Source organism: Ideonella sp. (genome assembly GCF_035254525.1).
GTDB lineage: Bacteria > Pseudomonadota > Gammaproteobacteria > Burkholderiales > Burkholderiaceae_C > Ideonella.
Genome location: NZ_DATFAN010000191.1, coordinates 1 through 6,138, shown reverse-complemented (window position 1 = coordinate 6,138; position 6,138 = coordinate 1). Strand labels below are relative to the sequence as shown.

General features: G+C 69.5%; 9 protein-coding genes. 6 read left to right on the top strand and 3 right to left on the bottom strand.

The features are described 5' to 3' along the window. On the bottom strand, window positions 1-174 hold a 174-nt coding region (locus tag VJ693_RS20815; protein ID WP_324157354.1), incomplete at its 3' end, for an FAD-dependent oxidoreductase. Window positions 175-349: 175 nt separating this feature from the next. Here VJ693_RS20815 and VJ693_RS20810 point away from each other — a divergent pair. The 3 genes from VJ693_RS20810 to VJ693_RS20800 are packed head-to-tail and all read left to right on the top strand — an operon-like array spanning window position 350 to window position 2,238. After that, on the top strand, window positions 350-1,132 hold the full coding sequence (locus tag VJ693_RS20810) for an SDR family oxidoreductase (RefSeq protein ID WP_324157352.1): 783 nt from the start codon (window positions 350-352) through the stop codon (window positions 1,130-1,132). Window positions 1,133-1,160: 28 nt separating this feature from the next. Next, a complete protein-coding gene (locus tag VJ693_RS20805) occupies window positions 1,161-1,814 on the top strand; it encodes a YceH family protein (protein ID WP_324157351.1) in 654 nt (217 codons plus the stop codon). Window positions 1,815-1,818: 4 nt separating this feature from the next. Beyond that, a complete protein-coding gene (locus VJ693_RS20800) occupies window positions 1,819-2,238 on the top strand; it encodes an acyl-CoA thioesterase (RefSeq protein ID WP_324157349.1) in 420 nt (139 codons plus the stop codon). Here the strand turns inward: VJ693_RS20800 and VJ693_RS20795 are convergent. Next, window positions 2,235-2,801, bottom strand: a complete 567-nt coding sequence (locus VJ693_RS20795) for a PAS and helix-turn-helix domain-containing protein (protein WP_324157347.1) — start codon at window positions 2,799-2,801, stop codon at window positions 2,235-2,237. The two genes, VJ693_RS20800 and VJ693_RS20795, sit on opposite strands and share 4 nt — an antisense overlap. Beyond that, a complete protein-coding gene (locus VJ693_RS20790; RefSeq protein ID WP_324157345.1) occupies window positions 2,801-3,208 on the bottom strand; it encodes a PaaI family thioesterase in 408 nt (135 codons plus the stop codon). The genes VJ693_RS20795 and VJ693_RS20790 overlap by 1 nt, the downstream gene beginning before the upstream one ends. A 125-nt stretch (window positions 3,209-3,333) precedes the next feature. Here VJ693_RS20790 and VJ693_RS20785 point away from each other — a divergent pair, with 125 nt between their 5' ends. The 3 genes from VJ693_RS20785 to VJ693_RS20775 all read left to right on the top strand — a co-directional run. Then, window positions 3,334-4,032: a CoA transferase subunit A gene (locus VJ693_RS20785; protein ID WP_324157343.1), complete on the top strand. Its 699-nt coding sequence runs from the start codon at window positions 3,334-3,336 to the stop codon at window positions 4,030-4,032. 13 nt (window positions 4,033-4,045) lie between these two features. Next, window positions 4,046-4,684 carry a CoA transferase subunit B gene (locus VJ693_RS20780; protein WP_324157341.1) on the top strand — a complete coding sequence of 213 codons (639 nt, stop codon included), beginning with the start codon at window positions 4,046-4,048 and terminating at the stop codon, window positions 4,682-4,684. 86 nt (window positions 4,685-4,770) lie between these two features. Next, window positions 4,771-6,138 (top strand): gamma-glutamyltransferase family protein (locus tag VJ693_RS20775; RefSeq protein WP_324157339.1); only part of this gene is annotated, 1,368 nt, incomplete at its 3' end.

The window sequence follows — 6,138 nt, the reverse complement described above, 5'->3', positions numbered from 1 at the left end:
GGGCTCGGAGCCCTTCTCGAGCACCACGACGTTGATTTCCTGGCCCTTCTCGGCGGCGATCTGCTTCAGGCGGATCGCGGTGGCCAGGCCCGCCGGGCCGCCGCCGACGATCACCACGTCGTAGTCCATCGATTCGCGAGGGCCGTATTGGGCAAGCAGTTCGGGCGAGGTCATGGTGTGGGTGGTGTTGGGGGGGAGTGCAGCGGCCGCAGGATTCTAGCGGCCGGGATCGAAAATAGAACGACCGTGCTTTTTCTGCGACAGCGGCATCCGGCGCTGTCGCGCAGTCGTCATCCCGCGGGCGGCACTGCGTGCTACGCTGGCTGCCACTCCATAAAAGAACACTGCCATGAGCTACTCCATCGACCTCTCGGGCCGCGTGGCCCTGGTCACGGGCGCCTCCAGCGGCCTGGGCGCGCAATTCGCCCGCACGCTGGCCAAGGCGGGCGCCGCCGTGGTGCTGTCGGCGCGCCGCGTCGAACGCCTGAAGACGCTTCGTGCCGAGATCGAGGGGGCCGGCGGCGATGCGCACGTCGTGGCGATGGACGTGACCGATCCGGTCAGCATCCGCGCCGGCGTGGCACATGCCGAGACCGAGGTCGGCACGCTCGACATCCTCATCAACAACGCGGGCGTGAGCACGACCCAGAAGCTGCTGGACGTGACGCCGGAAGACTTCGACTACGTGATGGACACCAACGTGCGCGGTGCCTTCTTCGTCGCGCAGGAGGTGGGCAAGCGCATGGTCGCGCGCGCCCGCGGCGCGGCGCCGGGCACCTTCACGGGTGGCCGCATCGTCAACATCGCGTCGATGGCCGGGCTGCGCGTGCTGGGCCAGATCGGGGTCTATGCGATGAGCAAGTCCGCGGTGATCCACATGACCCGTGCGATGGCGCTCGAATGGGGCCGCTACGACATCAATGTCAACGCGATCTGCCCTGGCTACATCGACACCGAGATCAACCACCACCACTGGCAGACCGAGTCCGGCCAGAAGCTGATGCAGATGCTGCCACGCAAGCGCATCGGCAAGCCGGAAGACCTGGACCTCGCGCTGTTGATGCTGTGCGCGAAGGAGAGCCACTTCATCAATGGCGCGATCCTGCAGGCTGACGACGGCTTCGGCGCGTGATGGAGCCTGAAGCCTGCGGAGGGGCTTGATGGATCTGCGTTATCTGACTCCGTTGGAAGCCCGTGTTCTCGGCGTGCTGGTCGAGAAGCAGCACACCGTGCCGGACACCTACCCGCTGTCGCTCAACGCGCTGCAATCGGGCTGCAACCAGAAGACCGCACGCGCCCCGGTGATGGAGGTCAGCGAGGCCGATCTGCTGGTGGCGATCGACAGCCTGAAACACCTGCACCTGATCTTCGAAGTCAGCGGCAGCCGGGTGGCGCGCTACGAGCACAACCTGGGCCGCGTGCTGGCGGTGCCCAGCCAGTCGGTCGCGCTGCTCGCGGTGCTGATGCTGCGCGGGCCGCAGACGGCGGCCGAGCTGCGGCTCAATTGCGAGCGCCTTCACCGGTTTGCCGACATCTCGTCGGTCGAGGCCTTCCTCGACGAGCTGGCCACCAAGCCGCCGGCGCGGGTGGTCAAGCTGGCGCGCGCACCGGGCGAGCGCGAGGCGCGCTGGGCCCACCTGCTGTGCGGCGAGCCCGTCTTGCCGCCGGCCGGGTATGCCGCGCCGACGGGCGAGGGTGCGGTGGCGGCCGGCGAAATGGCGGCGCTGCGCGGCGAGGTGACGCGCCTGTCCGAGGAGCTGGCCGCGCTGCGCGCCGAGCTGATGGCGGTGAAGGCTGAACTGGGCTTGAGCTGAGGCGATGCGTTTCGAACTGCCGGCCGACAAGAAGCTGACCTACGAGATGGTCATCCCCATCCGCTGGGGCGACATGGACGCGATGGGCCATGTCAACAACACCGTCTACTTCCGCTACCTCGAGATCATTCGCGTGCAATGGCTGCACGAGGTCGGCGGCGCGCCGGACCCGGCAGGGCAGGGCCCGGTGATCGTCAACGCGTTCTGCAACTTCCTGCGCCAGCTCGAGTACCCGGGCGACATCCTGGCCCGGCACTACGTGGCCAACCTCGGGCGGACCAGCTTCGACACCTTCATCACGCTGGAGCGCACCGACCAGCCCGGCGTGATCTACGCCGAAGGCGGCGCGACGACGGTGTGGGTCGATTTCCCGCTCGGCAAGGCGATGCCGGTGCCGGACTGGTTGCGCACGCTCATCGCCTAGGCAGACAGGAGCCGGTGCACCAGCTCCGGCGTCGTGCTGGCACCCACCTTGCGCATCAGCCGCCCGCGGTAGACGTCCACCGTGCGCGGGCTGATCGACAGCCGCTTGCCGATCTGCTTGCTGGTCGCGCCGTCGATCAGCAGCGCGGCGATCTCCCGCTCTCGTGCGGTGAAGTCGACCTTCAGCACGCGGCGGGCCGAGAGATCTTCGAAGCTCCAGATGCCGGCGGCGTGCGGGTCGCCTGCATCGAGCGCCCGGCCGGAGACATGGCACCAGAACAGCTCGCCGTCGCTGCGCTTCATCACGCGGTCGTCGGCATAGCAGCCGTCGGTGCCGAGGCTCGCGACGATGCGCGCGCCGGTGCGCTCGTACTCGTCGGCGCTCGGGTACATCACCTCGAAGGACTGGCCGACGAGTTCGTCGCGTTGCGCGCGGAACATCTCCAGCACGCGCCGGTTGCAGTCCACCACCAGCCGGTGGCGCGACAGGATCATACCGATCGGCGCCAGGTCGAAGGCGGTGCGGTAGTCGAGGTCGATGGGCATCGCGGTCGCGCGGGCCATCACAGCAGCGCGTAGGTGGTGGTCGCGTGGGCGGCCAGCTTGCCGTCGGGCAGCAGGCACTCGATCTCGCCGAACACGAGCTGGCGGCCGGGTCGCAGCACACGCGCGACGACCGTGACCTCGCCCATGTCCTTGCCCACCGGGCGCAGGAAGCTGGTCTGTAGCTGCACCGTGGTCATCGGCCGGAAACCGCCGAGCTGCGCGCTGATCGCGAGCACCATCGCCGTGTCGGCCGCGGCCATCAGCGTCTGGCCGCACAGCACGCCGCCGCCGTGCACGTGGCGCGTGCCGACCGGCAGCGCGAGCATCACGCCATCGGGCTCGACGGCGCGCACGACGAGGTCGAGCTCCTGCACCCAGGGCGCGAACATCGTCGCGAGCAGGTCCTGCAGCTGGGCGGGGGTCATGGTGAGGATCGGGTCTGGCATGGTCGGGTTTGGCAGGAAGGCCTTAGTCAAATCTACGTAACGACTACTTAATGATGTACGTAGTACGCTTCGTGCCCATCCGAACAAGCCCGGAGGCAAAGCGAATGAACAAGGTTTACCCGAGCGCCGCAGCGGCGCTGGACGGCGTGGTCCGAGACGGGCAGTTGCTGGCCGTCGGCGGCTTCGGCCTGTGCGGCATCCCCGAGGCGCTGATCGAGGCGCTGCAGCAAAGTGCCGTCAAGGACCTGACGGTCATCTCGAACAATGCCGGTGTCGATGGCTTCGGCCTCGGCAAGCTGCTGGCCACGCGGCAGATCAAGAAGATGATCTCCAGCTACGTCGGCGAGAACAAGGAGTTCGAGCGGCAGTACCTCTCGGGCGAGCTCGAGCTGGAGTTCACGCCGCAGGGGACGCTGGCAGAGAAGCTGCGGGCCGGCGGCGCGGGCATCCCGGCCTTCTTCACGAAGACGGGTGTCGGCACCATCGTGGCCGACGGCAAGGAAACGCGCCAGTTCGACGGCCAGACCTACGTGATGGAGCGCTCGCTGGTGCCCGAGGTCTCGCTGGTCAAGGCGCACGTGGCCGACAAGAGCGGCAACCTGCAGTTCCGCCGCACGGCGCGCAACTTCAACCCCAACGTGGCGATGGCGGGCCGGATCACGATCGTCGAGGTCGAGAAGATCGTCGAAACCGGCGAGCTGGACCCGGACCAGGTCCACCTGCCCGGCATCTTCGTGCACCGCATCGTGCTGAATGCGCACCCGGAAAAGCGCATTGAACAACGAACCGTCCGCAAGGCCTGAGGAGACCGACACCATGGCATGGAACCGCGATGAAATGGCCGCCCGCGCTGCGAAGGAACTGCAGGACGGCTTCTACGTGAACCTCGGCATCGGCCTGCCCACGCTGGTCGCCAACCACGTGCCGGCCGGCATGGAGGTGTGGCTGCAGAGCGAGAACGGCCTGCTCGGCATCGGCCCGTTCCCGACCGAGGAAGAAGTCGACGCCGACATGATCAACGCCGGCAAGCAGACCGTGACCACGCTGCCCGGCTCGTCGATCTTCAGCAGCGCCGACAGCTTCGGCATGATCCGAGGCGGCAAGATCAACCTGGCCATCCTCGGTGCGATGCAGGTCAGCGAGAGGGGCGACCTCGCCAACTGGATGATCCCGGGCAAGATGGTCAAGGGCATGGGCGGCGCGATGGATCTGGTGGCCGGCGTGAAGAACGTCGTCGTGCTGATGGAGCACGTGGCCACCAAGAAGGATGGATCGACCGACATGAAGATCCTGCCGGCGTGCACGCTGCCGCTGACCGGCGTGGGCGTGGTCGACCGCATCATCACCGACCTGTGCGTGCTCGACGTGACGCCGCACGGCCTGAAGCTGGTCGAGCTGGCGCCCGGCGTCACGCGCGAGGAAGTGCAGGCCAAGACCGGGGTGGCATTGCACTGAGCCGCAAGCTCGCTGCCCTGCTGCTGGCCGCCGCGTGGCTCGCGGCCTGCAGCCCGTCGCCGGTGGCAGACCCATCTGCTGCCGGATTGCCGCGCCTGCCCGAAGCCGCCACCGGCTATGCCGCGGCGCCGGCCGAGCAGCGCTATGCACACTGGGCGGTCGCGAGCGCCAACCCCGCGGCCAGCGAGGCCGGCGCGGCCATGCTGCGCGAGGGTGGCACTGCGCTCGATGCGGCGATCGCGGTGCAGATGGTGCTCGCCCTGGTCGAGCCGCAGTCCAGCGGCCTCGGCGGCGGCGCGTTCCTGCTGCACTGGGACGGCACGGCCTTGCAGGCCTGGGACGGGCGCGAGACCGCCCCGGCCGCCGCCGACGAGCGGCTGTTCCTGGATGAACGCGGGCGCCCGCTCGATTTCGATGTGGCGGTCACCGGTGGACGCGCTGTCGGAACGCCGGGCGCGGTGCGGATGCTCGAGGCGGCGCACCGCCGGCATGGGCGCCTGCCCTGGGCCCGCCTGTTCGAGCCGGCCATCACGCTGGCCGAGCGGGGTTTCGTCGTCGGGCCGCGCCTGGCCGGCCTGCTGCGAACCGAGGCGGGCCGGGCGCTGCAAGGCGATGTGCAGGCCCGCCGCTACTTCTTCCGCGACGGCGGCGACGAGCCGGTCAAGGCCGGCGAGCGGCTGCGCAACCCGGCGCTGGCGGCGGTGCTGAGGCGCCTGGCCGAGCGCGGCAGCGCTGCATTGCACGAGGGGCCGGTGGCGGCCGACATCGTGCGCCGCGTGCGCCAGCACCCGGCCAACCCCGGCCGGCTCGCCGAAGCCGACCTGGCCGGCTACCATCCGCGCCTGCGGCAGGCGATGTGCACGCGGTGGCGCCAGCGCTTCGAGGTCTGCGGCTTTCCGCCGCCTTCGTCGGGCCACGTCGCGACGATGCAGATCCTGGGGCTGCTGGACCAGCTGCACGATGCGCCACCGCCCTTGCAGGGCGCGCTGCCGAGCCCGGCCTTCCTGCACCGCTATGCCGAGGCGGCGCGCCTGGCCTTCGCCGACCGGGCGCAGTACCTGGCCGACCCCGACTTCGCCGCCCCGCCTGCCGGTACCTGGAGCAGCCTGCTCGACGGGGCCTACCTCGCTCGCCGCGCGACGCTGATCAGCGGCCGGCGCAGCCTCGGCACCGCCACCGCGGGCGACCCGGCCCCTGGCGCCGCAGCCACCTCCACGGCGCCCCAGGCGGCGCAGCCCGAGCATGGCACCAGCCACATCAGCATCGTCGATGCCGAGGGCCATGCGGTGTCGATGACGACGACCATCGAAGCGGGGTTCGGTAGCCGCGTCATGAGCGACGGCGGCACCGGGCTGCCCGGCGGCTTCCTGCTGAACAACGAGCTGACCGATTTCGCCTTCGTGCCGCGCGATGCCGCCAGCCGGCCGGTGGCCAACCGGGTCGAGCCGGGCAAG